Raw genomic sequence first — 24,347 nt, 5'->3', positions numbered from 1 at the left:
TGTGCTGCGGCGCAGCCTGCATGCTGCTCCTTGCAGGATGCAGCGGCTGGCAATCGGCGCTCGACCCAAAAGGCCCGGCCGCGGGTGAGCTTGCGTGGCTGATCTGGTTCTTCACCGCGCTGTGCACGGTGGTCTGGCTTCTAGTGCTGGCTGTGCTGATCATGCCATTGGCCCGGCGCGCGGCGCCGCTCGGCGATCCGCTTGTACTCGACGCTGCCGCCGAGCGCAGCAAGATGCGAATTGTCGTCGCCGCACTCGCCGCTACCGCCCTGATCCTGGTAGGCCTGACCCTGCTGAGCTACTTCGCCAACCGGACGCTCGCTGCTATCGGCTCGGATGCGGCGCTGACGATCCGGGTGACCGGGCATCAATGGTGGTGGGAGGTGCGCTACGAAAATGATCAGCCGAACCGCATTCTGACGACCGCCAATGAAATCCACATCCCGGCGGGCGAGCCGGTGCGGCTTGTAGTGACCTCGACCGACGTTATCCATTCCTTCTGGGTCCCGAACCTCTCGGGCAAGCTGGACCTCATTCCAGGCCACGAGAACGTTCTCGATCTGAAGGCGGACAAACCCGGCGTCTATCGCGGCCAGTGCGCCGAGTTCTGTGGCGCGCAGCATGCCAATATGAGCACCTTCATCATCGCCGAACCTCGGCCTGTATTCGACGCCTGGCTGAACGATCAGCTGCGGCCGGCGGCCGCCCCCGTGTCGGCCGAGGCCAAAACCGGCCACGACCTGTTCCTCAAACGGCCATGCGTGATGTGCCACAAGATCGGCGGCACCATCGCCGGCGGTACGGTCGCTCCCGACCTTACACATATCGCAAGCCGGCGGACGCTCGCTGCCGGAACGCTGGCGATGAGCCGGGGCAATCTCGCAGCCTGGATAGCCGATCCGCAAGGGATCAAGCCAGGTGCCCACATGCCCGTGGTGGGACTGAACGGGGACGAGCTGAATGCAATCGTAGCCTATCTCGAGGGCTTGAAATGAGTAGCGCCGACCTGGCCCATGGGCGTGACCTCGCCCAGCAACGCGCCGCAGCACAAAAGGGTGACCTAGCTCCCGAACGCGACGGTCCTCGCGATACCGGCCTCGACGACGCCAGCCTTGACGGCTGGTTGGCGCGGACATGGCAGACGGCGCCAGGCATCATCGGTGCGCTCTCGAGCGTCGACCACAAAATTGTCGCGCGGCGCTACCTGATCACCGCTTTCGTCTTCCTGTGCCTCGGTGGCCTCAGCGCCGTTGCCATGCGCATCCAACTGTCGGGGCCGGAGCGTGGGCTGATCGGGCCCGACCGCTACAACCAGCTGTTCACCATGCATGGCGTGACCATGATGTTCCTGTTTGCAGTGCCGATCGTTCAGGCGACCGGCATCTACCTCGTGCCACTGATGGTCGGCACCCGCAACATCGCCTTTCCGCGCCTCAATGCATTCAGCTTCTGGATTTATCTCTCCGGTGGCCTCTTCGCTTGGGTGTCGTTTGCACTCGACATGGCGCCCGACGTCGGCTGGTTCTCCTACGTGCCGCTGTCCGGTCCTGAATTCGGGCCAGGCAAGCGTTCCGACGTGTGGGCGCAGATGATCACTTACACCGAAGTGTCATCGCTGGCGGTCGCGGTCGCCACCATCGTAACCGTGCTGAAGCAGCGTGCGCCGGGCATGTCGCTCGATAAGATTCCGCTCTACGTCTGGGCGATGCTGGTCACCTCTTTCGTAATCGTGTTCGCCATGCCAGCGGTCATGATCGCGTCGACGTTCCTGATCCTCGACCGGCTGGTCGGCACCCATATCTTCAACCCCGCCGAGGGTGGCGACGTACTGCTCTTCCAGCACCTGTTCTGGTTCTTCGGCCACCCCGAAGTCTACATCATTTTCCTCCCGGCTACCGGCATGGTGTCCTCGATCATCGCCGCTTTCGCCCGGCGTCCGGTATTCGGCTATCTGGGCATGGTACTGGCCTTGATTGCGGTCGGCTTTTTGTCGTTCGGCCTGTGGGTCCACCACATGTTCGCAACCGGCCTGCCGAAGCTCGGCGCGAGCTTCTTCACCGCCTCGAGCATGTTGATCGCCATCCCGAACGGGCTGCAGATCTTCTGCTGGCTGGCGACATTGTGGGACGGACGCCCGATAATCAGAACGCCGCTGCTGTTCGTGTTCGGCTTCTTCTTCACGTTCGTTGCGGGCGGCCTGACTGGCGTGATGCTGGCGTCGGTGCCATTGGACCTGCAAGTACACGACACCTATTTCGTGGTCGCGCATTTCCATTACGTGCTGATCGGCGGGTCGGTGTTCCCGCTGCTCGGCGCGACCTATTTCTGGTTCCCCAAGATCACCGGCCGGATGATGAGCGAACGTCTCGGACGCTGGCACTTCTGGCTTGCCTTCCTAGGCTTCAATGCGGCGTTCTTTCCGATGCACATTGTCGGCCTGTGGGGCATGCCGCGGCGGGTCTACACCTATCCGGTGGAACTCGGCTGGGGCAACATCAACCTGTTCATCACAGCCGGCGCGGTCATCCTGTTCCTAAGCTTCGTTCTGTTCACTACAAACCTGGTGTACAGCGCCTCGAGGGGCGCCCCGGCCGGGGACAATCCCTGGAATGCCGGCACGCTGGAATGGGCGACGAGCTCTCCACCGCCGAGCTATAATTTCGCCCGGATTCCGGTGGTTACCCACTCCAAGCCGCTCTGGGCCGAACACGACGCGCTGCCGGTTGCGACCGGGCTTCGCGTCGACGTTCGCGAACTTGTTGTTTCGACGGTGGCAGAGGCGCATGCCGATGTACGCGAGAAGTCGGCGACGCCATCGATCTGGCCATTGTTCGCCGCGCTCGCGATCGGCGCCACCTTTCTTTATTCGATTTTCAGCCCGTGGGCGGTGATTTGGGGGGCCGGACCGATCGCCGTCACTCTGATCGGCTGGTTCTGGCCAAAAGGCGATCCGGAGGATGAGGAATGAAACAGCGCCCGTTCGCGGACATTTCCGAACTCCCGACCTTCGGGCTCGGACCACGCAGCCCGACCTGGTGGGGCACCCTCGCCTTCATGGCGCTCGAGGGCATCGGTTTCGCGCTCGCCGCAGGCGCCTATCTTTACCTTGCCTATCTGTCGCCCGAATGGCCATTGGGCGTGCCGCCGCCCAACCATTGGCCGGGCACCATCGTCACGCTGTTGCTGCTCGCCAGCGTGGTGCCCAATCACATACTGAACCGCTACGCCGAAGCCTGTGCCATGGTGCCTGTGCGCATCGGCCTGATCGTCATGTCGCTGCTCGGTATTGCACCGCTTGTCGTGCGGTGGTTCGAATTTCCGGCCCTCAACATTTATTGGGATACCAATGCGTACGGCTCAATGCTGTGGGTGCTGCTCGGCCTTCACACAACGCATCTGATTACCGACGTCGGCGACACGCTGGTGCTGACAGTCCTGATGTTCACGCGCCATGGCTATAGCGGCCGGCGTTTCGGGGACGTTGGCGACAACGTCTTCTACTGGGATTTCGTGGTCGCGACCTGGATCCCGATGTATCTGTTGATCTACTGGATGCCGAGGCTTGACTGAGATGCGTGCGCTTCGCTTGGGCACATCATGGGGCGGGCTGTTGTCCGGGCCTTTGGCCTGGGCGGTGTCGACGCAGCTGAATTATGCGTTCGTGGAGTGGCAGTGCGCTCATGGCATTCCCGTCATACCGGTCATTGCGCTGGTGCTGACAGTGCTGGCCTTGCTCGGCGGCGTGCTGTCGTGGCGGGCGCGCCAGCAAGGCGGCGCCGCCTTTAAACCGGATCGTACGCGCGCCACCGAGGATTTCGTCGCCAATATCGGCATTCTCAGCGCGGTGCTGTTTGCGCTGGTGATCGTCATGCAAGGCGCCGCCTCGCTCATTCTTGACGGCTGCTTGCGATGAGCTTCGACGCGCTCTTCTCGACCTCGATCTGCTACGGTGCCGGCGCCCCGCAGGCCGGCTGGACGCTGGCGTTGCCGATCACGCTGCCGCTAACCGTGGTCGCAGTGCTTTACGCGGCAGGCGCCTTTCGGCTGTGGCGGCGGAGCGCCCGCAGCCGGCCGTTGCGACTGCGGCAGGCCGTGCTGTTCGCGGCCGGCTGGGCCATTTTGGCGGCAGCACTGGTCAGTCCGCTCCATGCATTGGGTGAGCGCGTCTTCACCGCCCACATGATCGAGCACGAGCTGTTGATGGCGGTGGCGGCACCCCTGCTGGTCGCCTCCTGCCCGGCGGCGGCGCTGATGTGGGCGTTGCCGATCAGGCTGCGGCTGGCATTTGGCGCAGCCGGGTACGCGAAGGTGCTTCGAACCATTTGGACCGCCGTCAGCCGCCCTGCAGCCGCGACCTTCTTGCACGGCGTCGCGATTTGGGCGTGGCACGTTCCGGCGCTGTTCGAGGCGGCGCTTGCACAGAGTGTCCTGCATTATGCGCAACATGCCAGCTTCTTCGGTACGGGGCTGCTGTTCTGGTGGGTACTGCTGCCGCGTTCAGGCCGCGAACAAGCCTATGGCAGCGCGGTCATGCACCTTTTCTTCACCTCGCTGCACACCGGCCTGCTCGGGGTGCTGCTGCTGGTCTCGCCAAGGCTGTGGTTTCCGGTAAACGCAGCAGGCGCGGAATTGTGGAACCTTAGCCCGCTCGAGGACCAGCAGCTCGCCGGTCTGGTGATGTGGGTTCCGGCCGGCTTGATTTATGGCGGGGCCGCGTTGCTGCTGGCCGGCCTGTGGATTCGCTCGAGCAGCCGAAAGGACCGGGAGGCGTCGCATGCGCTTCACGCTGTCTAAAGCCGTAATTGGCGCTGCGGTTATTGTCGTGCTCGTTGCAGCCTTGGCCGGGATCTCGTTGTACTTCGAGCAAAGCCGTCGGGTCGAGCAGAAGGCCGACAATGCGACCGGCGGTGTCAGCGCCCGCGCTATACCGATCATGATGGCCAATGGCTGCGCCGGTTGCCACACCATCACCGGCGTTCCCGGTGCGCAAGGGTTAGTCGGTCCACGCCTCGACGCAAGCCTGCCCACCCGGGTCTATGTCGGCGGCGTCTTGCGCAATAGGCCGGAGAACCTGATTCGGTGGATCCGTGGGGCAAGGGAGATCAATCCGCATACGGCAATGCCTTCGACCAGGATTTCTGAGCAGGAGGCGCGGGACGTCGCTGCCTACCTCTACTCGCTGAAATGACTTTGTTGCAGCATTTCTTGAAGAGCAGGGTTGGCTGCAACATCTCGCCAGGAACAAATCGGCAAGGCCGAGGTTTGGTTCTACCGATCAAACCGCGAGGAAATGCTATGGACACTGATGTCAATTCCGAAACCCGCTCGATCTTCATTGTCGGGCTGCGCAATGCCCACGCCATGGAGAACCAAGCACTGTCGATCATGAAGCCTCAGGTCAAGCGGATCGAGAACTATCCGCAGGTCGCCGACCGCCTGCAGCAGCATATCACGGAGACCGAAGGGCAGATCGCCCGCCTGGAATCCATTCTGGATCGCCTCGGTGAGGACCATTCCACATTGAAGGATACGGCTATGTCGATGGTCGGCAGCATGGCCGCGATGGGACATTCCGTAGCCGGCGACGAAATCCTCAAGAACAGCTTCGCCAACTTTGCATTCGAAAATTACGAGATCGCGGCTTACAACTCATTGCTCGTGCTCGGGGAGGCCGGAGGGTTTAATCAGGCGATCAACTCTCTTCAGCAGAATCTCAGCGAAGAAGAGAAAATGGCCGACTGGTTGAAGCAGAACCTGCGCGGCGTCACCTTGCAATACGCCAGGCTGCGTGAGGCGGGAGAGACCGCCAAAAGTTAAGCCGCCCCGCCGCTGGCCGAGAGGAATTCCTGGCAACCACCCAGTCGAATTGACGGGGTGGTTGTTTTTTTATTGGACAGTGCTGCTAAGACTGCACGCCACGCCGTTGGCCAGACACGCTTCATGCAGCCCGAAGAACCGAACGGATTCAAGCGAAGAATCGGAACGGACCGGAGCGCCTCGGCTAATGACTTCAGCGCCGCGATCACATTTGTCTGCGGAAGGTTGCGCCGACTTCGATGTTCAACCGCGAGGCGACCCGCGGTTGGAATCGCCACGAACGACCGCAGCGCTATCACGTCGTTTCGGGAGACTCGTTCGATTTGGGAGCCTCGTCGGTCTCCGGCAAACGATCGCGAATGGCTTCCTCGGTTTTGCTTGCCGTCTTTTTCACGACTTTCTCGACGCGGTCGACCAACGTCTCGGCGTCGCCGCTGGAACCCTGTCGGTCAGCCTCTTCCTTTACAGTCTCATATGCTTCGGCGGCGACCTGCTTGGCTTGCTCCACGCCTTCTTCAAAGACTTCTTCGGCACTGTCACGAAGCTTGTCGCGGTAAGGGCCGAGTTGCGCGTCTTCCGCGGCGGTGTGAGGCAGCATCACGCCGATGGCTGTGCCCACGGCAAGGCCCACCGCGGCCATTGCCAGAGGTTCGCGCTGGAACAGGTCCTGCGCCGACTGCCGCACCCGGCCCGTCATATCGGTCGCGGCCGAGCCGACCTGCCCGGCTGTGCTTCTCAATCTTTCTTTGGCGCCGCTCGCAACGTCTGCCACAGCCTCAGTCGCACCGCCTGCCACGGACGCAGCCGAACGAGCGGCATCGGAGAGCATGGAGCCGGCGGAAGCTTCGCCCTCGGCACCGTACTCATCGCCGCGTGAGTCCTGCCAGGCCCCGCCCAAGCTCCGCTCGTCAGAGACGTTTCGGCTGCCGTCAGGTTCCCTGCCGGTCGAATAGGCACCAGGTGCTGAACTGTCTACCGAGGTGCCCTTGCCAAGCATCAGCCAGGCCAGGCCCGCGCCGACCAATGTAAGCGGCAACGGATTGTCCCTGACCTGAGTCTTAAGATTGCTGAGCATGGCGGATCCCTCGCCGCTGAACATCCCGGTGAATTCGTCGATCAGTTGGCCCGGTGTCATCTTGCTGCGGATCGAGTCTGCGGTATCTGCCACTCTGGCGCGCGCAATATCAGCATCGCGTTCCAACTCGGCTGCGGATTTGTCGGTCATCTTATCTGTTCCTTGATCACGCGTGCGTCGCGTTTAAGTTGGTCTTGTGTCCGGTCGGGGGTCAACTCTGAGGGAGCCATGCTTGCCTTGCCGGAGCGCAAGAGTATGACGCCCAGTACTCCCACCACGACGCCGACGAGCAGCGAGGACCATCCGGCTCCCAGCCCGGCGCTCGCCAAGGCAATCACCAGCGCCTGCAAAAGCACCATCAGGGCGGCGAGCAGGCAAATGGCGCCTCCCATTACCTCCACGGCGCCGGCGCCGGCCTTGCTTACCTTTTCCGACATTTCAGCCCGCAACAGCCTGCTTTCGGTTTGAAGCAGTGTTGTGACCTGCTGTGCCAGATCGCTGACAAGGGTTGTCAGGCTGCGAGTGTCCTGATTGTCAGTCATGGGTTTCGCTCCAGGCTTGCATTGGCCCAGTCATCGCCGGACTGATCGGATCCTAGCGGGGCCGGCTCAACTGCCTCTACCGATCGCCATCCCGACTCATTCGAGCTAGGACCCGTCTCGGGCGCCCGGCCTGTTCCCGACTGGCCCGGTGCTCCGGTTTGGGCAGAGGGTGGCGAGCTCTTGATGAACCGCCCCAACGCCAGGCCTGCCAATACCGAACCGGCGATCAGCGCCCCCGAGTTTTCACGGCCGAACGACTGAATTTCGCCAAGCACCTCGTCGAACGGTTTATCCTTCAGAGACGAGGAAAGCCGCTCGAGCCCGCCTGCGGCGTCAAGGGCGAATTTCGAAGCGGTCCGTTGATCATTATTGGCAAGATGCTCGCTTGCCGCGCGCAATGCGCCGCCGAAGGCCTTGAGATTGGCGCTCACGTCGCGCTGCGTTCCCTCAGCCTTGTTGAACAACGCTTGCTTTGCTTCCGATGCGTAATCTCCGGCTTTCCTGGTGATCTCGTCACGCGCATCGTGGAGCGCTTCCGTCGCGGTCTGCTTTTCCCGTTGTAGTCTTTCTGAAAGCTCGCTTCTGGCGGTCTCGAAATCGGCCGTCTGACGGCCCTGATCGTCCTGGTCCTGCATGGTGTCTCCTAGTGGAATCCGAGGAAGGAGAGGATTGCAAGCACGACGACGACAAGGCCGATGAGATAAATAACACTGTTCATGGCGCAATCTCCTCCACTGCGCACCGAACTTGCCTGTGCTTCCCGTGTTCCCTCAGACGTCATCTTTTTTGGTAAGCGAAGCCTAACCAGCCTCAAGACGGGATCTTGTCCTGTGCCGATGGCGGTGAGCGCGCGGTTGGAAATGATACGAGACCGGACTCCGGTGCGACTTACAGGTCGAGGCGCAGGTCCGCTCCGGCACATGGCGCTGCATGGGCCGGAATTTTTCCGTAGTGCTTTGACTGGGCATTATCGCAGTGGGACCTGCCTGCGACCTACCACTCGATCGCAGGCCGCGCGATCATCAGCCAGAAAATCCCGAGCACGGCAGCGAAGGCGGGGAAGCCGAAGGCGAACCACAGCCAGAAGAGCCTATGATAGCGCGGCGGCAACGGCGCGCCTGCAGCGGCGGCTTGCGATGCCAGCTTGCGCATCTGCATTTGCATCCAGACGACCGGGAGCCAGAACATTCCGGTGAAGATATAGAGCGCGATCGAAAGTACGATCCAGCCCTCCGACAGCGAGTAGCCTGCCTGCCAGGCGAGCGCGGCTCCGGTCAAAGGCTGCGCGACCACGGCCGTCGCGGTGAAAAGGAAGTCGGCGACGACGACGATACGCGCCACCGCCGCAACCGTCGCGGCATTGCCGGTCCTGTGGGCGAGCAGCATGAAGAAAGCGATACCGGCGCCGGTACCAAGCAGCACGGATGCGCCGATGACATGCAGAAATTTCAGCAGGAAATAGAGCATCAACGCTCCTCCAGCACTGCCAAGGCCACAAAGTGCAGCACCAGGATCGGCAACACCTTGAGCAACGGCCCAAGCGGGTCGTTCCACAGATCGGGGCTCAGGAAGCTTCCGACGACCAGGTAGAAGAGCGAGAGCGCGATGCCGCCATAGAGGCCTTTTCGCGTCGCTGGCCGCCAGGCTAGGAGCGCGCCGACGGCGATGTCGGCAAGAGCACCGGCTATCACGGTCGGCGCCGACAAGATGCCAGCCCCCGTGCTTTGCATCAGCTCGATGCCACCGTTATAGCCGGTGGTCAGCGTCACAATACCCGTCACGATCCAGAAGACGGGCAGGACGACGAAGATCGCAGGCTTGATGAAATACAGCCGGGCAAACCATTTTTCCTGCACCGTTGCCGGATTGAGCGCGAGGAAGCCCGCCAGGGTTTGCGGGCGTATGCCGGTCGCGGCGGTCCAGTCCGAGGGATCTCCAACCGCTCCTCGGGCGATCTCTCTGGCCGCGTTGGTGCGCATCGGTGGACGCCAGCCGAACATCGCGGCAAGGTCGCCGAGGCGGTAGAGAAGCCTTGCAACAGCCGCCGGCAAGACAAACCTGGCTGCAGGAGCCCAGCCGAGCCATCGGCGATAGCTGCCGACGACCTCGTCCATGCTCAGCTGTTCGGGACCGACAAGTTCCAACACGACGCGAGACGGACTGTCGGGATCGAGAAGGAAGACGACTGTTGAGACCACATCGTCGAGTAGTACCACCTGGAGCCGGCCGGTGCCGGGCATGGACGGCAGCACCGGCAGCGAGGCGAGACCCCTAAACAATGCGCTGGCCCCAAACACCGGCCGGCCGAGCACCACGGACGGGCGCAGGATCACCCAATCCAGATCAAGCGCCATAAGCGCTTGGTCGCCGGCCAGTTTCGTCGCCGAGAATGCCGAAGGCTGCGCCCGATCGACGCCTATCGCCGAGAAGTGGATTACCCGGGCAACCCCTGCCCGCGCACAGGCGAGGAAGAGTGCTGCCGCCGCATCGCGATGGACTTCGCGCGTCTTTTCGCCAGGGCTGTCCTGCAGGACGCCGGCACAATTCACGACGGCGTCGACACCCCTGAGATGCGGTAGCCAGTCTTCGGGCTGCAGCGCCGCCGCCATGTCCAGCACCAGCAATTGATAATTGCCGGCCCGGCTTGCGCCGGGGCTGCGGACCAATCCGATCACCTCATGCCTTTCGGAAAGAAGGCGTGCCACGACGGAGGCACCGATCAGGCCGGTGGCGCCGGTAACCAGGACTTTCACTGGACCCCATTCTCCGACGGCGGGAAAGTATCGTTCATTCCGGTTTATCGCCCTCGATACTCCCCTTCATACCGGAAAGTTCTTCCGTCGTGCATAACAACCGCGGCCGCGCCGGGTCGGAGATGTCGAGCTTGTCCCAGGGAATGCGGTACACGCTGTCGCGACTGCGCAATCGAAAGGCGTCGAGGACCGCAATGCCGATGGCCGAAGCGGACAGACGCTCGAAGGCCGCGTAGATGCCGACATGGTAATCGGCAACTACCAGGTTGTCGCCATCCGGTTCGGCGCGTATCTCCTCGATACGGCCGATGCTTTTGCCGCGCTGCGAAAGCACATTCCTGCCAGCCAATTGCTCAAGATTGACGGTGGCCATCATCCAGCTCCCGGAATACGCCCAATGACATGATCGCGCAGCCAGTCCTGCCAGTCGAAAATCGCCGTTTCGCGGACGTCGATATCGAACTCGATGTCGACGCCGATGTCGCGCACCTTGTTCCAGGCGATGCGGTGCGGCTCGGCATGGCGCTTGCCGCCGAGCCTTGCCGCAACCCGCGCCATCCAGCGCCCGGGTCGCTCGCCAAGCCGACGCGCCAGCGTGATCGAGCCGAGCTCGACCGCAACGATTTTGGGCGGCTTGCCTGGCCTGAGTTCCGCCACCAGACCGTCCACCTTGCCGATCTTGACCTGCTCGCGGTCGACCACTTGCTTGTCCAGAATGTCGCGTAGCAAATCCATCACGTGCCTCCGAATATCTGCAAAGGAATGGTCACGATCGCGAGCACGAAACCGAGCGCAATGATGAAGATGACCGCGGCATTCGCGATCATGCCATTGCGGTGCTCGCCGACATAACGCTCGTCATTCAGCAGGAAAAGGAACGGCACCACGGTCAGCGGCAGGCTGGCGGCCGTCAGCGCCATGGAAAAGATGGTTAGCTTCAGCGGATCGAGACCCAGTGCGATCGGAATGGCGGCGAGAAACAGCGAGACAGTGTAGACGGTGCTGAAGCCGGGATCGTCGCGCGGTTTCTGGTCCTCGCCCCACGTCCAGCCGAAACCCTGCGCCACGAGATAGGCTTGCTGCAGCCCGATTTCGAGCGCGGCACCGAAGCAGGCAATGCCGAGCGATGCGACGAACAGGATGAATCCCCAGAAACCGAAGATCTGGATCAGCATCAGCGGCAATTGATGGTAGTCGTCGACCTGCTCTATGCCGTGCGCCGCCAGCACGAGCGCCGCCACGATCAGCACACCGATCGCGATCGTGCCGCCAAAACTCATGCCAATGCCGGCAATCGCCCGATTGGCTCCGAGATAGCTCCTGTCCCACTGATCCTCGATCGCTCCCGACGAATAGAACATGAACAGGTAAGGCGATATCGACGCGCCAAGAATGCTGACCGCCATGAACCAGTATTTGGCCGCGTCGTGGTCCGGCAGAGTGGGCACGGCGCCGGCCGCGACCTGCCCCCAATCGGGTCTCAGCATGATAGCGCCAACCACGAAGCACAGCGTGACGAGACCGAGGATCGAGACGCCTTTTTCGATGAAGCCGAACGTGCCTTTCCAGAGGAACAGCCATACCAGAAAAGCGACCGGCAGCGCCCACCACTGAAAGCCGATGCCGGTGGCGAGCTCGAGCGCAATGGCAACACCACCAATCTCCGCTGCCATGACCAGGAAGTTGACCAGCAAAGTCGCAAGCAGCGGCCACAGAAAGGCGTTGAAGCCAAACCGTTCCCGGATGCCGTCGGCGATGGTGTGATGGCTTACGGCGGCGAACCGGCCGGCCATCTCGACCAGGAAGATGATGCAGATCACGCCCAGAACGACGGCCCAGATCAGCTGGAACCCGAACGCCGCGCCCGCCTGAGCGGCGGTTGCCATCGATCCGATCTCGAGAAAGCCGCCAACGCTGGTAACGACGCCAAGCGATATTTCGAGCAGCTTCTTCATGGTTTCGGCGCGAAATATTTGGCCTGGGACGCGTTCAGGGCCGCAGCGGCAGCCCAAAGATCGTGCTGCGCGTGTTCCACTTCCGGGCGATTGCCGTCCTGCACTGCCGCCGCGGCGCGTGTCACCACCGTCGAAAGCTGTCCGACTGCCGCCGTCAGACCGGCTTGCTCGCTGGCTTCAGGCGACTTGGCCGACTGGATTTGCGCACGGGCATCGGCGAGCGTCTTGCCGACCGATTGCAAGGTGCGCGACGTGTATTTCGAGGGGGCCGCCCCTGAAGCCCAGGCATCCAGCACCAGCGATGCGGTCTGTGTGGCGGAAGCCGCGGTTTTCGACTGCTGCTCGACCTGGTCGGAAGGCGAGCATGCCGTCAATACAAATATTATCAGCAGCAAGCACGGGCGGTCTGGTCGAAGATCGACGGCTGTAACGGCATTTACAATACGGGCTTGTAGCGTTGCTGCCACACGATTGTTCTCCCCGCACCAAGCGACTTCGGCGCGAAGTTTGATCTAGAGCGCTGGGTGATCACGTCAACTAACCGCGATGAACTGCCTTGGCAGCCCGGAACAAACCACCGATCGCCGGATTAGGGGGATGAGGAGGCAAAAGTCATGGACAGGGAAGAGCGTATCAGGCAGCGAGCCCATGAGATCTGGGAGCGTGAAGGCCGTCCCCAAGGACGCGAGCGCGAGCATTGGGATCAGGCCGTGCAGGAGATCGAAGCTGAGGGTTCCGAGGCCGAACGCGGTCCGGTCGTGCCCGATCCAACGGTCGGGGCCGGCTCCAGTCCCGAGGCGCGTGGCAGTAAGCGGCGGCGAGGGACATGAGGCCGATGCCTCGTTTCGTCGCCTGGATCGTGGTCGTACTGGTCGTGCTGTTCGCCGCCTGGCTGATGATCGGGCGCGACAGAACCGGCGGCGGAGGTCAGCCCACGCCGCACGCAATTGATCAAAATGGATAGGAGCCGACATGACGGGAACCGATACTCATCCTGAACAAGACCCGGCAGAAGGATCGCGATCGATAGTGGAAAAGCAGCTCCGCAAGGAGCAAGGCGGCGAGGGTCAAAATCGCAAAGCCGAGCCAGCTTCCGACAAATCCGGCAGCAAGACCAAGACGCCTTCGGAAGCGCGCAAGAAAGGCTCAAGCTTGGATTGAGCCGGCCGAAAGCGGGCTCACACTGCCGTTTGCCTCGAAATAATAGGGATAGCGCTCCTGGACGATTTCGAGCACCTCGAAGATGCGGCGAAGATGCGTTCGCATCGCCTCTTCCGCCGCAAGCGCGTCGGCCTGCTCGAGCGTATCGACAATCCGCCGATGTTGGCCGAGAACCACCGACATGCTGTCGAGGCGCGGGAAAGACAGGAAACGGAAGCGGTCCATGTGCAGCTTCGCCGCGCTGATGTCGGCCCAGATTCCGGGGAAGCCGGCATGGCTGGCGATATGCTGGTGGAACAGCTCGTCCGACTTGAAAAAGCGCCTGTCGTCCGCGATGGAGGCGAACGTCTCCTGGACGGCCAGTTCGCCTTTCAGCATGGCGAGCAGGTCGGCGCGACGCGGGCTCTCGACCGCACGCTTGATCAGGCCGACTTCGAGCGATTCGCGCAGGAACTGCGATTTTTCGAGATCGGCGATCCGGAGCGGGGCCACCATGCTGCCGCGCTGCGGATAAATGTCGATCAAGCCAAGACCGGCCAGCCGGGCGAGCGCCTCCCTGACCGGCGTGCGGCTCACGCCGAGGGCTTCCGACATCGCCTTTTCCGAGATCACTTCATGCGGCTTCAGACGGAAGGTCAGGATCTGGTCGAGCAGAACCTCGAACGTCCTCGCCGCGACCGATACGCCGGGGCCGGTTTCGCCCAACCGCCCCTCGGTGATGGTCCGCATTCCCAAAAGCCCTGCCATCGGCGACCCCTTATAGGCTCTGCAGCTTCAAGCCGTTCATGAAATGCCTGCGCAAGCAGCAGCGCCGAGGTTATTCCTTGCGCGGAGAACCGCCGATGCGCGCCAGCAGGCCGCCATCGACGCGTACGACCTCGCCGGTGACGAAGGAGGCATCGTCGGACAGCAGGAAGGCGACGACTGCGGCAATCTCTTGCGGCCGGGCGGTACGGCCGAGCGGATGCATATTGTCGAGGATGCGCAGGATCTCGTCGGGCTTATCGTTGAGTTTCACCGCATCCCGCAGCATCGGCGTGTCGACCGCACCCGGAGCGACGGCATTGACGCGCACGCCGAGCGGCGCATAGTCGACGGCCATCGATTTGACCAGGCCGATCAGGCCGTGCTTGGCCGTGCTGTAGGCCAGAACCCCTTCCTGGCTGGCCAGACCCTGCACCGAGCTCATATGGACGATGGCGCCGCGGCTTTGCCGCAGCAGCGGCATCGCCGCGCGGGAGAGCAGGTAGGCAGCCTTGAGGTTGACGTTCATCACCTCGTCCCAAAGCGCCTCGTCCGTGGTCTCCACCGTTCCGTAACGCTGGATGCCGGCATTGTGGGAGAGCATGTCGAGCCCGCCGAACGCGGACCGGGCAAGCTCGACGGCGCGGCCACAGGCCTCAGTGTCGGCGGTCGAGCCAAGCACGGTGTGCACGGTCACGCCGCTCGCCGAAAGCTGCGCCGCTACCTCATCCAACTGATCGCCCGCCCGGTCGAACAGGATCAGGTCGACGCCTTGCTCGGCCAGTCTTTCGGCGACAGCACGGCCGATGCCCATGGCCGCCCCGGTGACCAGTGCGCGTTTTTTGAACTCAGCCATTTATCCTCCCTCGAACAGTTGCGCAGCGACTGCCATGGTAGTCGACGGGCGCCACTTGACGTGCTCTTTCCACCGAGCCGGCCCAAGCGTGTTCGGCATCATGTCGCTCCTTGCATGAAAGCCAGCGTTTCCGCGCGCGTCGGTGCGCCAAGACGTCCGCCAAAGCGCAGGCATTTCAGGGCGGCGGCGGCGCTGGCCACTGCTATCGCCCGCTCTTCGTCCCAACCTTCGGCCAGGCCGAGAGCGAAGGTGCCGTGGAACACGTCGCCTGCCGCCAGAGTGTCGACGGCTTCGACCCGCGGCGACGGCAGATGACGGACGTCATTGCTGCCCGAGTAGCGGAACACGGTGCCGTTCGCGCCATCGGTGACCGCCACGAAGGCGCCGGTCCGTTCGCCGAGAATGGCGACGGCAGAACCGGCGGATATCTCCGGACCGCAAAGGATGCGTGCCGCCGGCAGCGAAGCAACGACATGCGAGGCGAGCGGCAGCAGCCGGTCGAGCACCGGTCGCGAAGCGACATCGGCGTCAAGGATCGCCGGGATGCCGCACTCGCGAGCCTTCGCCAGCGCCAGGGCCGCGGCTCCGGGCCAGCGGACATCAACCAGCACGGCGTCGAAGCGGGAAAAATCCGCGGGCGGAAGACGGTCAGGATCGGCTTGCGTGACTGCATCGTAGAAGGGCACAATCATACGCTCGCCGGCGGCATCGACCAGGATCGTGGCAATGGCCGAGCGGCCACCTTCAACCCTGCGCACCAGCGAACAGTCGACCCGCTCCGCCTCCATCTGGGCGATGACATCGCGGCCGACAGCATCGTCGCCGACGCTTGCCCATAGCCAGACCTGCCCGCCCTGGCGGCTGGCCGACGCGGCCGCGCTTGCTGCCATGCCGGCCGCGATCTGCACGGCCTCGCTTGGCAGGAACTTGCCGGCGCCGGAGGGCAGGACATCGAGGCGCAAGATCGTGTCGTAGGTGAGCGCGCCGACGCAGAGCAGGCGGGGCGCCGTCATTGCAGCCGGTAGCCGCGCTGATGGGCAATCGCCGTCATCACGCCTCTCAATTCGGCAAGGCCGCGAAGACGGCCGATCACGGGGTAGCCGGGATGGGTGTGCCGCGCGGCGTCATCGATCAGCTCGTGGCCATGATCCGGGCGAAACGGCAGCAGCGCCGCCGGTTCCCCGGCGTCGCGGCGGCGTTGCTGCTCGTCGAGCAAGATCGAAACCACCGAGACCATGTCGACATCGCCGCTCAGATGCTCGGATTCCATGAACGAGCCGTCCGGGTCCTTGCTGACGTTGCGCAGATGCACGAAGTTGATCTTGTGCGCAAAGCGCCTGGCGATGGCGGGCACGTCATTGGCCGGGTTGGCGCCCAGCGACCCCGTGCACAAGGTGAGGCCGCTATGGGCCGATGGCACGGCGTCCAGGATAAGGGCGATGTCGTCGGCGTTCTTGACGATCCGGCACAGGCCGACGAGATCGCGCGGCGGATCGTCCGGGTGGATCGCCAACGTGACGCCCGCCTCTTCGGCCGCCGGCAGCACGTTTTCGAGAAACCGGACGACGTTCTCGCGCAGCCGGTCGTGCGACAGGCCCGACTGCTCGGCCACCACTTCGCGCAATTCCGCTATGTCATAGCGCTTGAAGGCGCCCGGCAGGCCGGCCATGATGTTGGCAAGCAGACGCTCTTTTGACGCATCCGGCGTCGCCTCGAACCATTCGCTCGCCCGCTGGAGAACATCGGACGCATAGTCGCGCTCAGATCCCTTGCGCTGCAGCATGTAGCAATCGAACGCGGCAAGCTCGTGCATGTTCATCCGGAGCGCCCGTCCGCCGCCCGGCAGCGGCGCAGCCAGGTCGGTCCGGGTCCAGTCGAGGATCAGCATGAAGTTGTAGCAGACCGTGCGCACACCGCAGGCGCCGAGATTGCGTAAGGTCTGCCTGAAATTGTCGTAGAGCCGGTCGAGATCGCCGCGGCCGAGCTTGATGTCCTCGTGCACGGGCACACTCTCGACGACGCTCCATTTGAGGCCCATCGCCGGATCCGCCTCGATAAGCCCCTGGCGCTGCCTGATGGCGTCGATCGGCCAGACTTCGCCGTAAGGGATGTCGTGCAATGCCGTCACGATGCCGGTTGCGCCGGCCTGCCTTGCGTGGGCAAGCGTTGCCGCGTCACTCGGACCAAACCATCGCCACGTCTGCTTCATTCGACCTCCAGCTACGGAATTTTCGATGAGACTACAAGTATTGGATGCTACCATGGCAGTCAATTGCCGCAGTCCAGTGCCTGTGTCCGCGTTCGGGTGGCCGCCCTATGAGAGATTACAACGATACGTGGCGTTCAGATTGAACGGCTATCCAAGGTCCGAGTTTCGGCTGGCCCAAATCGCGCCGCGTTCGAACATCGTGCGCATTTGCGGCACGGCGAACTCGTCGGCGGTGTGCCCGAGCGCGCTGTAGAAGACGCGGCCCCTGCCGTAACGGCGCTTCCAGACAACCGGCATGACGACGCCGGCGATGAAATCGAGATGCTCGCCGGTGAAAGTAGTCGTCGCCAGCACCTCGTTGGTCGGATCGACATGCATGTAATACTGCTCTGAACGGTAGGCGAAGCCGTCGATGCCCTGCATGACCGGATCGCCTGGCCTGGTGATGTCGACGTGATAGTCGATGATGTTGCCGGGATGGGCGACCCACTGGCCGCCGGTCATGAACTGGTATTCCGGCTCGTTGCGGAAGCTGTCGCACATAGTGCCGTGAAAGCCCGCAAGGCCGGTGCCGGCCCCGACGGCGCTGGTCAGGTTTTGCAGCTCCGGCTTTTCGATTGTCGACATGGTGATCACCGGGACAATGAGATCGAGCTTGTCCAGCTGCGGATCGGCAAGTGCCGAAGTCCCCTGCTCCAGCTGCACGTCGAAGCCGTTGCCGGCCAGCATCTCCTTGACGATTTCGGCGCTTCGGGCCGGGGTGTGACCTTCCCAGCCGCCCCAGAAAATCAGTGCCGTCTTGCTCATCGCATTATTCCCTATTCCAGAATTCCGAAAGGCAGGTCGGCGCGCATCGGCGCCGGCCGGGCGCAGCGATATCTGAGATCGATACCCTGCCCTATCTCTGCTGAAGAGATGATCGATTCCATGATTTCCAGGACATGGAGGGAAAGATCGAGACTGGCGCGGTGTTGCCTGCCCGAGACGACCGCCTGCGCCATGTCGGCAAGGCCGAGGCCCCGGTAATTGCCGTCGCCATACGAATGGATCTGATCGGCCACCGTCCAGTCGCCCTTGCGCTGGCTGGTCCTGATGTCGCCCTGAAACTGGTTGGGATCGGAGACGATCATCGAGCCCTTGGTTCCGTAAAGTTCGATGTGATTGTGTTCATGCTTCCAGACGTCGAAGCTGGTGGTGATCGAGACCGCGGCGCCATTCTCGAATGCGAGCAGGCCGGAAATATGGGTCGGCACCTCGACCCGGATGGTTTCGCCCTGGCGCGGTCCAGAACCGATGGTGCGGGTGGCGTAGGAAGACTTCGCCTGCCCGGTCACGGATTTTACCGGACCCAGGAGATTGACCAGGCAGGTCAGATAGTACGGTCCCATGTCGAGCATTGGCCCACCGCCGGGCTGATAGTAGAAATCCGGATTGGGATGCCAGAGCTCGTGGCCGGGCACCTGCATGAAGGCAGAGCCGGCGACAATGGTCCCAGCCGTATCCTCATCGACCAGCCGCCGCGCCGTCTGGTGGGAGCCGCCAAGAAAGGTGTCGGGTGCGCAGCCGACGCGCACGCCCTGTTCGCGCGCCGCCGCGACCAGCCGCTCGGCGTCGCTGAGCGTCGTTGCCAGCGGCTTCTCGGAATAGACGTGCTTGCCTTGCCCGACAGCCTGCAGGCCGACCGGCACATGATGCTGCGGCGTCGTCAGATTGAGCACGATCTCGACGCGCGGATCGGCCAACAGCGCGTCGACCGGCATGGCAGCCAGGCCGTAGGCCGCTGCCTTCGCCTCGGCTGCCGCCCGGTTGATGTCGGCGACGCCGACAATGTCGAGCACCGGGAATTGTGGCGATGCCTTCAGATAGGCATCCGAAATGTTGCCGCAGCCGATAATGCCGACACCGATCCTCCGCATGGGCTTCTCCTCAAAAGGCGGCATTGATGAAACAGCAGAACTCGTTTGTCACCCCCCTTTCGGCCAGACGACGTTATCCTGTGACAAGGATATACCTCGAGAGCCTCAGAACCGCCGCCCGATCACAATCGCGCGCCTATGCGCGAGCCGCTTGCTTTCGAGGTCGAACGGCCGGTACTCAGCAACATTGCTTCATGTAGCTTGCTCGACATTTTTGATGCCGGCTTTAGAAGGACGCAAATGATCCGCCCACAAGGAACCATCGCACCGATCCTGACGCCGTTCGAAAACGACGGCCGGATCGCCCGCGATCTCTGGATATCCCACGCCAAATGGGTGCTGGATCAGGGAGCGCATTTCCTGTCGCCGTTCGGTACCACGGGCGAGGCCTTGTCCGTCTCGTTGCGCGAGCGCATGCAAGCGCTGGAGTGGCTGGTCGAGGCCGGCATTTCGCCAAGCCATCTGATGCCCGGCACCGGTGTCACAGCACTTGCCGAGACCGTCGAGCTGACGGCGCATGCCGTCGGGCTCGGCTGTGCCGGGGTGATGGTGCTGCCGTCGTTCTTCTATACGGCCGCCGGCGACAACGGACAGGCCCGCTACTATGGCGAGCTGATCGAACGGGTGGCGAACCCGGCGATGAGGATGATCCTCTACCACATCCCGCAGAATTCCGGCGTACCGGTGAGCCCGCCGCTGACCGCCCGCTTGAGCCAAGCGTTTCCGGATGTCGTGGTGGCTTACAAGGACAGCGCCGGCGATTGGAACAACACCGCGGCGGTCATTGCGGCAGCCCCAAGGGTCGCGGTGTTCCCGAGCTCGGAAGCACAGCTGACGAAAGGCCTCGCCAACGGTGCTGCGGGATGCATCTCGGCGACGGTCAATCTAAATGCCGCAGCGATCCGGGCCCTCTACGACGCAGCACTGGCGGGAGAGGACATTACTGACGCGGATGCCGCCATCAAGGCGTTCCGCAAAATCATCCAGGACGCCGGCCTCATCTCCGCGATGAAGGCAGTGCTGGCGGTACGGTCCGGCGGCAGACGCTGGCTGAACCTGCGCGCGCCGCATGAGAACGCGACGCAAGCCACCGGCGAAGCTTTGCTCGCCGCTCTCGGCCCGCTAGCCGACCATATCGGCCGGAGCTGACTATCGGGCCGTGTTCAGGGCGGCAGCAGCGCGTATCAGCGCCTTGAACGCATTCTCATCTATATCTTCGCCCTCACGGATATCGATGGCGCGCCTGGTGTTGCCTTCGAGACTGGAGTTGAACAGGCCTGAAGGATCCGGCAGGGAGGCGCCCTTTGCGAAGGTCACCTTCACGACGTTCTTGTAGGTCTCGCCGGTGCAGATTATTCCGGCGTGCGACCACACCGGAACGCCTCGCCACTTCCACTCCTCGACCACTTCCGGGTCAGCCTGCTTGACGAGAGCGCGGATATGGGAAAGCGTCTTGCCTCGCCAATCGCCCAGCTCACTGATCCTCGCATCTATCAGCTGAGAGGGAGAGCTTTCTGCATTTCCTTCCATAGAGCCACTCTTCATCATCATTGTCGCTTTTCCTAGGGTTGTTGCCGCTCGCCCGTCACATGAATACCGCTAGTCGGCACCGGGTTTGCGGGAATGACTGGCATTCCACTCACATTCGCTCGCCAGGCAACTGGCTGGCTTGCTTTACCCAGTCGGTGAGTTGAGCTTCGTCGAGCTGGTCGTCCTCGCGGATGTCGAGGTAGCGCACGTCCTTGTGCTTGGACTCGCCTGGAGGGACAGGATGCAGCGACGTGCCGCGGAAGAAAGCCAGCTTGATGTACGTTGTGAAGCAATGGAAGTTGAGGAACCAGCCTTGACCCTCTACGCCATAGAAGGGCGAGTTCCATTTGACGGCCTTGCGCAGGTTGGGAACGTTGCGCTCGATGAGTGCGTCGAGGCGGCGGCCGACGTCGCGTTTCCAGCCCGGCATGGCCGCGATGTAGGCCTGCACAGGAGCGTCACCATCACCCTTCGGGATCTGCGGGTTGCCGCCTGCGAGGAGGACCGGCTTGGCGGCTGCAGGCTTGGCGGCGGGCTTCTTCGCGACCGCCGCTGACTTGATGGACGTCTTGTTGGCCATGCGTTCACTCCAATGCGCCGGTGCCCCCTGCGTTGCGCCACTTGGGCGCGTAAGGCAGCACGAACATGTACAGACCGGTAAGCAGGAGCAAGCCGAGTGGAAACAGCGGCAAGAGGTATACCCAGTAGGCGGGTTCCTTGCCTGCTCCCAGGCTGATGAAGATGGCGGCGACGACCGCCGCAAAGATAATCGACAGCCAGCGGTGGATCTGCCGAACCCATTTGTTCCAATCCATTGAGACCTCCTCTGAAGACGAACCGAAGCGGATCGGGCGGCCCGTTTGGCGACTCCCGCCGGGCAGCCACGCCACTGAACGCATGCTTTACCAGCGCGCCAGTTGGGTGATTTGAACGAGATTGCCGCAGTTGTCGTTCAGCTGGGCGATGGTCGAGCCGGTTACTTCGGTCGGCGGCATCGTGAACTCGGCGCCGCGCGCTTTTATGCGCTCGTAGTCGCCCTTGACGTTATCGGTGAAGAACATGACCGCGGGCTGGCCCTGCTGGAAAATGGCTTGCTGGTAGGTCTTTGCCGCGGGGTTGTCATTGAGCGCGAGTTGCAGCTCGGCACCGTCCGGCTCGTCGGGTGATCCAACGGTCAGCCAGCGAAACGGCCCATTGCTGAAATCGGCCTTCTTGGTAAAGCCGAGCGTTTCGGTGTAAAAGCCCAGTGCCTTTTCCTGGTCGTCCACGTATACTTTGGCCAACTTGATCTTCATTGGCTTGCCTCCATTATCGCCTCGTGATGTCGCTCTGTAACAGAGCCCTTGCTTGGACAGCCCAGCGGATCTCAGTCCGTCCGCGCCAGAACCTGCTCCAGATCGTCAAAGAACCTCGGCCAGCCGACTTTGGCACCCCGGAAGTAAGGCTGCTGATCCGGCCGGAAGCCCGACTGTTCCATGCGCAAGCGGGCTCCGGTGCTCGTGGGGGTGAGGGTCCAGGAGACGACACTCTTGAGATCCTTGGTATCCCACGTGTAAGTCAGTGTTCTGTTCGGCTCGACCGTCTGCACCTGACATTCGACAGAGCCCCAGTCTGCGTGAAGATTGAAACGGTGGTCCGCGACAGGTTTGAAGTCATTTTTCATGAGCCACTCCTCGATCAAGTGTGGTTGCGTGAGCGCGCGCCAGATCTTCTCGGGCGGATAAGCGATTTCCCGTTCGACAATGACGGAGAGCGTTTCGGTCGCCATTTCGTTCACTGGTCCATCCTCTTGAGCAGGTCTTCGAGGTCGTCGAACCGGCTCTGCCAGAACCCGGTCATCTGGCTTGTCCAGTCAATCAGGGGGGCAAGCGCAGCAAGCTGCGCGCTATAATGGGTCTGTCGCCCTGCATGGCGGTCGCGCACGAGCCCGGCCTGCCTCAAAACGCCGAGATGTTTTGACACGGCCGGTTGCGAGATCCCGGCCTGAGCCGTCAGAGCCCCGACCGTCTGCTCTCCTTCGCGACACAGCCGCTCAAAAATAGCGCGCCGAGTCGGATCGGCAAGCGTTCTGAAGAGTACATCGTGAGCGTTTGGCATTGGGATCGATAACCCTTCGGCTATTGATCGATGTATAACCACCGGGATATGTGTGAGTCAAGCGGGAAGCGGATAATTCTCGTTGCAGGAGCGATCACCTGCTTCGCTCACACAGCGGTCTGCTTCAAGAAGTGGAACGAGAAAATGGTCGCGCGCCGCGACAGTCGCTGACCTGGGGGCAGCCTGGTGTGCCAAAGTACTCTGCGCTGGAATCGTCAAGTGTGATGCGCTATATGACTATCTACATGGTCAGGAGCGTGACATGGACGCGGTCAATCTGGCGGACGCCAAGGCACATCTGAGTGAGCTCGTCGACCGGGTTGAAGCTGGAGACTCGATCGACATAACCCGGCGTGGCAAGCCGGTCGCCAGGCTCACGGCCGTGGCCCGCCCTCGCAAACGGATCGACGCCGTCCTGCTCCAATCCCTGACCGCAACCATGCCTCTGCAGGCTCAGGCTGCCGCCGATCTGGTGCGATCGATGCGAGATGGCGATCGCTATTGACGTCCTATCTCGATACTTCGCTGATGATCGCGGCGCTATCCAACGAAGCCACGACCGCGCGCGTTCAGGGCTGGCTGGCGGAGCAGGACCCAGCGCAACTTGTGATCAGCGACTGGACCATCACCGAGATGTCCTCCGCCATGGCGATCAAGCTTCGGACCGGACAGATCGACCTGGAGCAACGCGCGGCAGCGCTCGCGATGTTCAATAAGCTTGTCGCTGAGAGCTTCACCGTGCTGCCGGTGACGGGCGGGCATTTTCGGGTCGCCGCGAAATTCGCCGATCAGCATATGCTCGGGCTTCGTGCTGGCGACGCCCTGCACCTCGCGACGGCATCGGAGCATGGCGCCACGGTGTGGACCCTCGACCAGCGGCTCGCCGAGGCAGGACCGATTCTCGGCGTGCCGACGCAGTTGCTGGCATGATCGAGGCCCTCTCCTCCAAAATGAATAAACCGATTGGCTGCAATTCTTGACCTTGACGACTTGTGGATATACATTTCTTCCAGCGTATATCTAAGAGAGGAAGTGGCATGCAGGTCGCCAAATGGGGAAACAGTCTTGCGGTCCGCCTTCCCGCCGCTGTGGTCGAAGCGCTTGAACTCAGGGAAGGCGATGAGATCGAAATCCATGTCGCTGACGCCCGCCAGCTTGGCGTCGCGCGGAAGCCCGGGCGTGAGGAGTTGCTGAAGCGTCTCCGCGCCTTCCGCGGTCGGCTTCCCGCTGACTTCAAATTCGATCGGGACGAGGCAAATGCCCGTTAGTTTTTTCGATACCAATGTCCTTCTTTATATCGCGTCAGGCGACACGGCGAAGGCGGATCGGGCCGAGGCGGTCATCGCCGATGGCGGGGCGATCAGCGTGCAGGTTCTCAATGAACTCACCAATGTCGCGCGTCGGAAGATGCAAATGTCATGGGACGACACGCATGCGCTGCTGACCACGCTGCGCGGCCTGTTGACGGTTCATCCGCTCACGCTCGAGACCCACGAAACAGGATTGAGGCTCGCCGAGCGGTACGGCCTTTCCACCTATGACGCGATGATCGCCTCCGCGGCGGTTCACGCTGGCTGCGATACACTCTGGTCAGAGGACATGCAGCACGGAATCGCGCTCGACGAAGGCCTGCGCATCGTTAATCCCTTTCGCGTTGCGAGCTGATCGCGCTCATTGAAGGGAGCTGGCCGA

General features: G+C 62.5%; 35 protein-coding genes and 1 pseudogene. 15 read left to right on the top strand and 21 right to left on the bottom strand.

Annotation, left to right across the window (positions count from 1 at the left end; translation table 11 throughout):
- Positions 1 to 20 precede the first annotated feature (20 nt).
- From coxB to NKJ32_RS21905, 7 genes and pseudogenes are all read left to right on the top strand, one after another.
- Entirely contained in the window at positions 21 to 995 is a 975-nt protein-coding gene (gene coxB, locus NKJ32_RS21935; RefSeq protein WP_352502165.1) for a cytochrome c oxidase subunit II, read from the top strand.
- The gene (ctaD, locus tag NKJ32_RS21930) at positions 992 to 2,968 is read left to right on the top strand and encodes a cytochrome c oxidase subunit I (protein WP_352593706.1); all 1,977 of its coding nucleotides are present in this window, start codon (positions 992 to 994) and stop codon (positions 2,966 to 2,968) included. The genes coxB and ctaD overlap by 4 nt, the downstream gene beginning before the upstream one ends.
- Positions 2,965 to 3,570 (top strand): cytochrome c oxidase subunit 3, encoded by a 606-nt coding sequence (locus tag NKJ32_RS21925; RefSeq protein ID WP_352593707.1) that lies wholly within the window; start codon positions 2,965 to 2,967, stop codon positions 3,568 to 3,570. The genes ctaD and NKJ32_RS21925 overlap by 4 nt, the downstream gene beginning before the upstream one ends.
- A gap of 1 nt (position 3,571) precedes the next feature.
- Positions 3,572 to 3,913 (top strand): hypothetical protein, encoded by a 342-nt coding sequence (locus NKJ32_RS21920; RefSeq protein ID WP_352593708.1) that lies wholly within the window; start codon positions 3,572 to 3,574, stop codon positions 3,911 to 3,913.
- Positions 3,910 to 4,794, top strand: a complete 885-nt coding sequence (locus tag NKJ32_RS21915; protein WP_352828927.1) for a cytochrome c oxidase assembly protein — start codon at positions 3,910 to 3,912, stop codon at positions 4,792 to 4,794. Before NKJ32_RS21920 ends, NKJ32_RS21915 begins: the two co-directional genes overlap by 4 nt.
- A gap of 199 nt (positions 4,795 to 4,993) precedes the next feature.
- Positions 4,994 to 5,188 (top strand): annotated as a pseudogene (locus tag NKJ32_RS35535) (c-type cytochrome); the annotation flags it as partial.
- A gap of 107 nt (positions 5,189 to 5,295) precedes the next feature.
- Complete coding sequence (locus tag NKJ32_RS21905) at positions 5,296 to 5,817, top strand: ferritin-like domain-containing protein (protein WP_352593746.1); 522 nt, start codon at positions 5,296 to 5,298, stop codon at positions 5,815 to 5,817.
- A 295-nt stretch (positions 5,818 to 6,112) separates the two neighbouring features.
- On the opposite strand, the gene NKJ32_RS21900 is transcribed toward NKJ32_RS21905, so the two are convergent.
- The 9 genes from NKJ32_RS21900 to NKJ32_RS21860 all read right to left on the bottom strand — a co-directional run bounded on the left by NKJ32_RS21900 (position 6,113) and on the right by NKJ32_RS21860 (position 12,537).
- Positions 6,113 to 7,042 carry a hypothetical protein gene (locus NKJ32_RS21900; protein WP_352593711.1) on the bottom strand — a complete coding sequence of 310 codons (930 nt, stop codon included), beginning with the start codon at positions 7,040 to 7,042 and terminating at the stop codon, positions 6,113 to 6,115.
- Positions 7,039 to 7,434 (bottom strand): phage holin family protein, encoded by a 396-nt coding sequence (locus tag NKJ32_RS21895; protein ID WP_352593712.1) that lies wholly within the window; start codon positions 7,432 to 7,434, stop codon positions 7,039 to 7,041. Before NKJ32_RS21895 ends, NKJ32_RS21900 begins: the two co-directional genes overlap by 4 nt.
- The gene (locus tag NKJ32_RS21890) at positions 7,431 to 8,159 is read right to left on the bottom strand and encodes a hypothetical protein (protein ID WP_352623171.1); all 729 of its coding nucleotides are present in this window, start codon (positions 8,157 to 8,159) and stop codon (positions 7,431 to 7,433) included. Before NKJ32_RS21890 ends, NKJ32_RS21895 begins: the two co-directional genes overlap by 4 nt.
- A gap of 268 nt (positions 8,160 to 8,427) precedes the next feature.
- On the bottom strand, positions 8,428 to 8,901 hold the full coding sequence (locus NKJ32_RS21885) for a DUF2269 family protein (protein WP_352593714.1): 474 nt from the start codon (positions 8,899 to 8,901) through the stop codon (positions 8,428 to 8,430).
- Positions 8,901 to 10,187: an SDR family oxidoreductase gene (locus tag NKJ32_RS21880; RefSeq protein WP_352593715.1), complete on the bottom strand. Its 1,287-nt coding sequence runs from the start codon at positions 10,185 to 10,187 to the stop codon at positions 8,901 to 8,903. The genes NKJ32_RS21885 and NKJ32_RS21880 overlap by 1 nt, the downstream gene beginning before the upstream one ends.
- A 34-nt stretch (positions 10,188 to 10,221) precedes the next feature.
- Positions 10,222 to 10,560, bottom strand: a complete 339-nt coding sequence (locus tag NKJ32_RS21875; protein ID WP_352623170.1) for a hypothetical protein — start codon at positions 10,558 to 10,560, stop codon at positions 10,222 to 10,224.
- Complete coding sequence (locus NKJ32_RS21870; RefSeq protein ID WP_352623169.1) at positions 10,560 to 10,922, bottom strand: hypothetical protein; 363 nt, start codon at positions 10,920 to 10,922, stop codon at positions 10,560 to 10,562. The genes NKJ32_RS21875 and NKJ32_RS21870 overlap by 1 nt, the downstream gene beginning before the upstream one ends.
- On the bottom strand, positions 10,922 to 12,142 hold the full coding sequence (locus tag NKJ32_RS21865) for an Nramp family divalent metal transporter (protein ID WP_352623168.1): 1,221 nt from the start codon (positions 12,140 to 12,142) through the stop codon (positions 10,922 to 10,924). The genes NKJ32_RS21870 and NKJ32_RS21865 overlap by 1 nt, the downstream gene beginning before the upstream one ends.
- Positions 12,139 to 12,537, bottom strand: coding sequence for a hypothetical protein (locus NKJ32_RS21860; protein WP_352623167.1), 399 nt, complete (start codon positions 12,535 to 12,537; stop codon positions 12,139 to 12,141). The genes NKJ32_RS21865 and NKJ32_RS21860 overlap by 4 nt, the downstream gene beginning before the upstream one ends.
- A gap of 219 nt (positions 12,538 to 12,756) precedes the next feature.
- On the opposite strand from NKJ32_RS21860, the gene NKJ32_RS21855 reads away from it, so the two are divergent.
- The 3 genes from NKJ32_RS21855 to NKJ32_RS21845 are packed head-to-tail and all read left to right on the top strand — an operon-like array spanning position 12,757 to position 13,303.
- Entirely contained in the window at positions 12,757 to 12,972 is a 216-nt protein-coding gene (locus NKJ32_RS21855) for a DUF2934 domain-containing protein (RefSeq protein WP_352623166.1), read from the top strand.
- 5 nt (positions 12,973 to 12,977) lie between these two features.
- Positions 12,978 to 13,106, top strand: coding sequence for a hypothetical protein (locus tag NKJ32_RS21850; protein WP_280952094.1), 129 nt, complete (start codon positions 12,978 to 12,980; stop codon positions 13,104 to 13,106).
- 8 nt (positions 13,107 to 13,114) lie between these two features.
- Positions 13,115 to 13,303 carry a hypothetical protein gene (locus tag NKJ32_RS21845; protein ID WP_352623165.1) on the top strand — a complete coding sequence of 63 codons (189 nt, stop codon included), beginning with the start codon at positions 13,115 to 13,117 and terminating at the stop codon, positions 13,301 to 13,303.
- Here the strand turns inward: NKJ32_RS21845 and NKJ32_RS21840 are convergent.
- The 6 genes from NKJ32_RS21840 to NKJ32_RS21815 form a co-directional block, all read right to left on the bottom strand.
- Entirely contained in the window at positions 13,289 to 14,050 is a 762-nt protein-coding gene (locus NKJ32_RS21840; RefSeq protein WP_352623164.1) for a GntR family transcriptional regulator, read from the bottom strand. The genes NKJ32_RS21845 and NKJ32_RS21840 overlap by 15 nt on opposite strands.
- A gap of 70 nt (positions 14,051 to 14,120) precedes the next feature.
- A complete protein-coding gene (locus NKJ32_RS21835) occupies positions 14,121 to 14,903 on the bottom strand; it encodes an SDR family NAD(P)-dependent oxidoreductase (protein WP_352623163.1) in 783 nt (260 codons plus the stop codon).
- A 98-nt stretch (positions 14,904 to 15,001) separates the two neighbouring features.
- A complete protein-coding gene (locus NKJ32_RS21830) occupies positions 15,002 to 15,916 on the bottom strand; it encodes a PfkB family carbohydrate kinase (protein ID WP_352623162.1) in 915 nt (304 codons plus the stop codon).
- Positions 15,913 to 17,112, bottom strand: a complete 1,200-nt coding sequence (gene uxuA, locus NKJ32_RS21825; protein ID WP_023676171.1) for a mannonate dehydratase — start codon at positions 17,110 to 17,112, stop codon at positions 15,913 to 15,915. The genes NKJ32_RS21830 and uxuA overlap by 4 nt, the downstream gene beginning before the upstream one ends.
- 147 nt (positions 17,113 to 17,259) lie before the next feature.
- Positions 17,260 to 17,919, bottom strand: a complete 660-nt coding sequence (locus tag NKJ32_RS21820) for a ThuA domain-containing protein (RefSeq protein ID WP_023676172.1) — start codon at positions 17,917 to 17,919, stop codon at positions 17,260 to 17,262.
- Between the two features lie 11 nt (positions 17,920 to 17,930).
- On the bottom strand, positions 17,931 to 19,028 hold the full coding sequence (locus NKJ32_RS21815) for a Gfo/Idh/MocA family protein (protein ID WP_023676173.1): 1,098 nt from the start codon (positions 19,026 to 19,028) through the stop codon (positions 17,931 to 17,933).
- A 240-nt stretch (positions 19,029 to 19,268) separates the two neighbouring features.
- Here NKJ32_RS21815 and NKJ32_RS21810 point away from each other — a divergent pair, with 240 nt between their 5' ends.
- The gene (locus NKJ32_RS21810) at positions 19,269 to 20,177 is read left to right on the top strand and encodes a dihydrodipicolinate synthase family protein (RefSeq protein ID WP_352623160.1); all 909 of its coding nucleotides are present in this window, start codon (positions 19,269 to 19,271) and stop codon (positions 20,175 to 20,177) included.
- Here the strand turns inward: NKJ32_RS21810 and NKJ32_RS21805 are convergent, their stop codons facing one another.
- The 6 genes from NKJ32_RS21805 to NKJ32_RS21780 all read right to left on the bottom strand — a co-directional run bounded on the left by NKJ32_RS21805 (position 20,178) and on the right by NKJ32_RS21780 (position 22,655).
- On the bottom strand, positions 20,178 to 20,576 hold the full coding sequence (locus tag NKJ32_RS21805) for a DUF1801 domain-containing protein (RefSeq protein ID WP_352623196.1): 399 nt from the start codon (positions 20,574 to 20,576) through the stop codon (positions 20,178 to 20,180).
- 91 nt (positions 20,577 to 20,667) lie between these two features.
- Positions 20,668 to 21,138 (bottom strand): DUF1801 domain-containing protein, encoded by a 471-nt coding sequence (locus tag NKJ32_RS21800; protein WP_352623159.1) that lies wholly within the window; start codon positions 21,136 to 21,138, stop codon positions 20,668 to 20,670.
- 4 nt (positions 21,139 to 21,142) lie between these two features.
- The gene (locus tag NKJ32_RS21795; protein WP_023716563.1) at positions 21,143 to 21,373 is read right to left on the bottom strand and encodes a hypothetical protein; all 231 of its coding nucleotides are present in this window, start codon (positions 21,371 to 21,373) and stop codon (positions 21,143 to 21,145) included.
- 87 nt (positions 21,374 to 21,460) lie between these two features.
- Positions 21,461 to 21,853, bottom strand: coding sequence for a VOC family protein (locus NKJ32_RS21790; protein ID WP_023676178.1), 393 nt, complete (start codon positions 21,851 to 21,853; stop codon positions 21,461 to 21,463).
- A gap of 71 nt (positions 21,854 to 21,924) precedes the next feature.
- The gene (locus NKJ32_RS21785) at positions 21,925 to 22,335 is read right to left on the bottom strand and encodes an SRPBCC family protein (protein WP_352623158.1); all 411 of its coding nucleotides are present in this window, start codon (positions 22,333 to 22,335) and stop codon (positions 21,925 to 21,927) included.
- Complete coding sequence (locus NKJ32_RS21780) at positions 22,332 to 22,655, bottom strand: ArsR/SmtB family transcription factor (protein WP_023716560.1); 324 nt, start codon at positions 22,653 to 22,655, stop codon at positions 22,332 to 22,334. Before NKJ32_RS21780 ends, NKJ32_RS21785 begins: the two co-directional genes overlap by 4 nt.
- Before the next feature lie 262 nt (positions 22,656 to 22,917).
- Between NKJ32_RS21780 and NKJ32_RS21775 the strand changes: the two genes are divergently transcribed.
- The 4 genes from NKJ32_RS21775 to NKJ32_RS21760 all read left to right on the top strand — a co-directional run bounded on the left by NKJ32_RS21775 (position 22,918) and on the right by NKJ32_RS21760 (position 24,320).
- The gene (locus tag NKJ32_RS21775; protein WP_352468031.1) at positions 22,918 to 23,160 is read left to right on the top strand and encodes a type II toxin-antitoxin system Phd/YefM family antitoxin; all 243 of its coding nucleotides are present in this window, start codon (positions 22,918 to 22,920) and stop codon (positions 23,158 to 23,160) included.
- Complete coding sequence (locus NKJ32_RS21770; protein WP_352623157.1) at positions 23,157 to 23,585, top strand: type II toxin-antitoxin system VapC family toxin; 429 nt, start codon at positions 23,157 to 23,159, stop codon at positions 23,583 to 23,585. The genes NKJ32_RS21775 and NKJ32_RS21770 overlap by 4 nt, the downstream gene beginning before the upstream one ends.
- 107 nt (positions 23,586 to 23,692) lie before the next feature.
- Positions 23,693 to 23,923 carry an AbrB/MazE/SpoVT family DNA-binding domain-containing protein gene (locus NKJ32_RS21765; RefSeq protein WP_023676182.1) on the top strand — a complete coding sequence of 77 codons (231 nt, stop codon included), beginning with the start codon at positions 23,693 to 23,695 and terminating at the stop codon, positions 23,921 to 23,923.
- Positions 23,913 to 24,320, top strand: coding sequence for a PIN domain-containing protein (locus NKJ32_RS21760; protein ID WP_352623156.1), 408 nt, complete (start codon positions 23,913 to 23,915; stop codon positions 24,318 to 24,320). The genes NKJ32_RS21765 and NKJ32_RS21760 overlap by 11 nt, the downstream gene beginning before the upstream one ends.
- The last annotated feature ends 27 nt before the right edge of the window (positions 24,321 to 24,347 follow it).

Source organism: Mesorhizobium sp. M0159 (assembly GCF_040322295.1).
In the GTDB taxonomy this organism is placed as follows: Bacteria; Pseudomonadota; Alphaproteobacteria; order Rhizobiales; family Rhizobiaceae; genus Mesorhizobium.
The sequence above is the reverse complement of the archived record's forward strand: the minus strand, read 5'-3'. Positions and strand labels throughout refer to the sequence as shown.

What these genes read in the sequence shown, in the direction of transcription:
- coxB (WP_352502165.1), top strand. Translation starts at nt 21, where the DNA reads ATGCTGCTCCTTGCAGGATGCAGCGGCTGGCAATCGGCGCTCGACCCA.
- ctaD (WP_352593706.1), top strand. Translation starts at nt 992, where the DNA reads ATGAGTAGCGCCGACCTGGCCCATGGGCGTGACCTCGCCCAGCAACGC.
- NKJ32_RS21925 (WP_352593707.1), top strand. Translation starts at nt 2,965, where the DNA reads ATGAAACAGCGCCCGTTCGCGGACATTTCCGAACTCCCGACCTTCGGG.
- NKJ32_RS21920 (WP_352593708.1), top strand. Translation starts at nt 3,572, where the DNA reads ATGCGTGCGCTTCGCTTGGGCACATCATGGGGCGGGCTGTTGTCCGGG.
- NKJ32_RS21915 (WP_352828927.1), top strand. Translation starts at nt 3,910, where the DNA reads ATGAGCTTCGACGCGCTCTTCTCGACCTCGATCTGCTACGGTGCCGGC.
- NKJ32_RS21905 (WP_352593746.1), top strand. Translation starts at nt 5,296, where the DNA reads ATGGACACTGATGTCAATTCCGAAACCCGCTCGATCTTCATTGTCGGG.
- NKJ32_RS21900 (WP_352593711.1), bottom strand. Translation starts at nt 7,042, where the DNA reads ATGACCGACAAATCCGCAGCCGAGTTGGAACGCGATGCTGATATTGCG.
- NKJ32_RS21895 (WP_352593712.1), bottom strand. Translation starts at nt 7,434, where the DNA reads ATGACTGACAATCAGGACACTCGCAGCCTGACAACCCTTGTCAGCGAT.
- NKJ32_RS21885 (WP_352593714.1), bottom strand. Translation starts at nt 8,901, where the DNA reads ATGCTCTATTTCCTGCTGAAATTTCTGCATGTCATCGGCGCATCCGTG.
- NKJ32_RS21875 (WP_352623170.1), bottom strand. Translation starts at nt 10,560, where the DNA reads ATGGCCACCGTCAATCTTGAGCAATTGGCTGGCAGGAATGTGCTTTCG.
- NKJ32_RS21870 (WP_352623169.1), bottom strand. Translation starts at nt 10,922, where the DNA reads ATGGATTTGCTACGCGACATTCTGGACAAGCAAGTGGTCGACCGCGAG.
- NKJ32_RS21865 (WP_352623168.1), bottom strand. Translation starts at nt 12,142, where the DNA reads ATGAAGAAGCTGCTCGAAATATCGCTTGGCGTCGTTACCAGCGTTGGC.
- NKJ32_RS21855 (WP_352623166.1), top strand. Translation starts at nt 12,757, where the DNA reads ATGGACAGGGAAGAGCGTATCAGGCAGCGAGCCCATGAGATCTGGGAG.
- NKJ32_RS21850 (WP_280952094.1), top strand. Translation starts at nt 12,978, where the DNA reads ATGCCTCGTTTCGTCGCCTGGATCGTGGTCGTACTGGTCGTGCTGTTC.
- NKJ32_RS21845 (WP_352623165.1), top strand. Translation starts at nt 13,115, where the DNA reads ATGACGGGAACCGATACTCATCCTGAACAAGACCCGGCAGAAGGATCG.
- NKJ32_RS21840 (WP_352623164.1), bottom strand. Translation starts at nt 14,050, where the DNA reads ATGGCAGGGCTTTTGGGAATGCGGACCATCACCGAGGGGCGGTTGGGC.
- NKJ32_RS21835 (WP_352623163.1), bottom strand. Translation starts at nt 14,903, where the DNA reads ATGGCTGAGTTCAAAAAACGCGCACTGGTCACCGGGGCGGCCATGGGC.
- NKJ32_RS21830 (WP_352623162.1), bottom strand. Translation starts at nt 15,916, where the DNA reads ATGACGGCGCCCCGCCTGCTCTGCGTCGGCGCGCTCACCTACGACACG.
- uxuA (WP_023676171.1), bottom strand. Translation starts at nt 17,112, where the DNA reads ATGAAGCAGACGTGGCGATGGTTTGGTCCGAGTGACGCGGCAACGCTT.
- NKJ32_RS21820 (WP_023676172.1), bottom strand. Translation starts at nt 17,919, where the DNA reads ATGAGCAAGACGGCACTGATTTTCTGGGGCGGCTGGGAAGGTCACACC.
- NKJ32_RS21815 (WP_023676173.1), bottom strand. Translation starts at nt 19,028, where the DNA reads ATGCGGAGGATCGGTGTCGGCATTATCGGCTGCGGCAACATTTCGGAT.
- NKJ32_RS21810 (WP_352623160.1), top strand. Translation starts at nt 19,269, where the DNA reads ATGATCCGCCCACAAGGAACCATCGCACCGATCCTGACGCCGTTCGAA.
- NKJ32_RS21805 (WP_352623196.1), bottom strand. Translation starts at nt 20,576, where the DNA reads ATGATGAAGAGTGGCTCTATGGAAGGAAATGCAGAAAGCTCTCCCTCT.
- NKJ32_RS21800 (WP_352623159.1), bottom strand. Translation starts at nt 21,138, where the DNA reads ATGGCCAACAAGACGTCCATCAAGTCAGCGGCGGTCGCGAAGAAGCCC.
- NKJ32_RS21795 (WP_023716563.1), bottom strand. Translation starts at nt 21,373, where the DNA reads ATGGATTGGAACAAATGGGTTCGGCAGATCCACCGCTGGCTGTCGATT.
- NKJ32_RS21790 (WP_023676178.1), bottom strand. Translation starts at nt 21,853, where the DNA reads ATGAAGATCAAGTTGGCCAAAGTATACGTGGACGACCAGGAAAAGGCA.
- NKJ32_RS21780 (WP_023716560.1), bottom strand. Translation starts at nt 22,655, where the DNA reads ATGCCAAACGCTCACGATGTACTCTTCAGAACGCTTGCCGATCCGACT.
- NKJ32_RS21775 (WP_352468031.1), top strand. Translation starts at nt 22,918, where the DNA reads ATGGACGCGGTCAATCTGGCGGACGCCAAGGCACATCTGAGTGAGCTC.
- NKJ32_RS21765 (WP_023676182.1), top strand. Translation starts at nt 23,693, where the DNA reads ATGCAGGTCGCCAAATGGGGAAACAGTCTTGCGGTCCGCCTTCCCGCC.
- NKJ32_RS21760 (WP_352623156.1), top strand. Translation starts at nt 23,913, where the DNA reads ATGCCCGTTAGTTTTTTCGATACCAATGTCCTTCTTTATATCGCGTCA.